General features: G+C 36.9%; 2 protein-coding genes. One reads left to right on the top strand and one right to left on the bottom strand.

The annotated features are described in order from the left end of the window. The first annotated feature begins 106 nt into the window (after positions 1-106). Positions 107-787: a tRNA-uridine aminocarboxypropyltransferase gene (locus H5072_RS19665; protein ID WP_182694539.1), complete on the top strand. Its 681-nt coding sequence runs from the start codon at positions 107-109 to the stop codon at positions 785-787. A 10-nt stretch (positions 788-797) separates the two neighbouring features. Here the strand turns inward: H5072_RS19665 and H5072_RS19660 are convergent. Then, positions 798-1305, bottom strand: a 508-nt coding sequence (locus tag H5072_RS19660; protein ID WP_182694538.1) for a hypothetical protein, incomplete at its 5' end; no start/stop codon positions are given.

The raw sequence follows: 1305 nt of genomic DNA, 5'->3' as shown, positions 1-1305 counted from the left end.
CAACTTCGGTTGGGTTTTTTTAGGTCTATTTTTAACTTAGATAAATATAAGATTAAATAACAAGAAGTCGTTACAATGCGCGCTTAATTAATTGAAGGTAAATACAGTGAAAAACTCAGTTCTAGCATTACGCGCTCAACAAATAAGTGAATCTCGTCGTGAGTTTAATGCTCGAGGCGGTAAATTAGATCGCTGTGAACAATGCCTGATTGCTAAGCACTACTGTATTTGTAAAGGTGTTGAGCATGCAGATTGTAAGGCCGCTGTATGCTTACTGATGTATCATAATGAAAGCTTTAAACCTTCTAATACAGGGCGTTTAATTGCTGAAATAGTGCCAGATAACCACGCATTTAGATGGGATAGAACAGATCCTAACCCCGCTCTTTTAGCTTTAATAAATGATTCGCAGTATCAGCCTATGGTCGTCTTTCCCGCAGAAGATGTAGAAGAGGGCAGAGCCATTACAGAAGTGAGTATTGAATCAGGTAAAAAGCCGCTATTTATATTCTTAGATGGTACGTGGCGCGAAGCTAAAAAAATGATTCGTAAAAGCCCTTATTTAGATAACTTGCCTGTACTTTCTGTTACTGCTGATAAACTATCTGATTACCGATTACGTGTAGCCCCTCATGCACATCAACTAGGCACTGCTGAAGTGGCTATTATGGTATTAGCACTTGCGGGCGAAATGGATGCATCGATAAAATTAGAGCAGCATTTTATTAAGTTTCGTGATGCGTATTTATTGGGTAAGCGCAATAAAGGCCGACCGCTAGAAGGTTAATTTTACGAAGTTAAGCAAATGCTTGCCGATTTTTTAAGTGAGCAAGTGCTTTATTTTGAATTGCTCTGAAGCCTTCTTCAGATGTTAATTGTAAAACAGTATTATACAATTGACTTATACTATTATGCACTTGAATAAACGAGATACAGTCTTCACCAATCATTTCTTTTGCTTCTTCAACTCGTTTCAAAAAGTAGCAGCTAATGTCTATTTTGCCATTAAATTGAGTCGTTGCAATTGCGTCTGCTATTCTATTAAGTTGATAGCTAAACTCATCAGGTCGAGCACCTTCACCCCACTTGCTAATACGAATGTCGCGTTCTAACTGAATAATTTCGTTAAGTATATTTTTAAACTCACTCATTGGCATATTTAAAAAGTTATAACCTTTGGGGTTAAATAAAGCTTTATAGGGATTTTCGCTGGGGGTTTGGGCACTAAATACACCAATTGGTTTTGCTGTAATTGCGTCTGATACTTTACATAAAAAGGTATTACTTTGAGATGTTTTAAAATTC

It is taken from the genome of Pseudoalteromonas sp. SR45-5 (assembly GCF_014163565.1).
GTDB lineage: Bacteria > Pseudomonadota > Gammaproteobacteria > Enterobacterales > Alteromonadaceae > Pseudoalteromonas > Pseudoalteromonas distincta.
The sequence above is the reverse complement of the archived record's forward strand: the minus strand, read 5'-3'. Positions and strand labels throughout refer to the sequence as shown.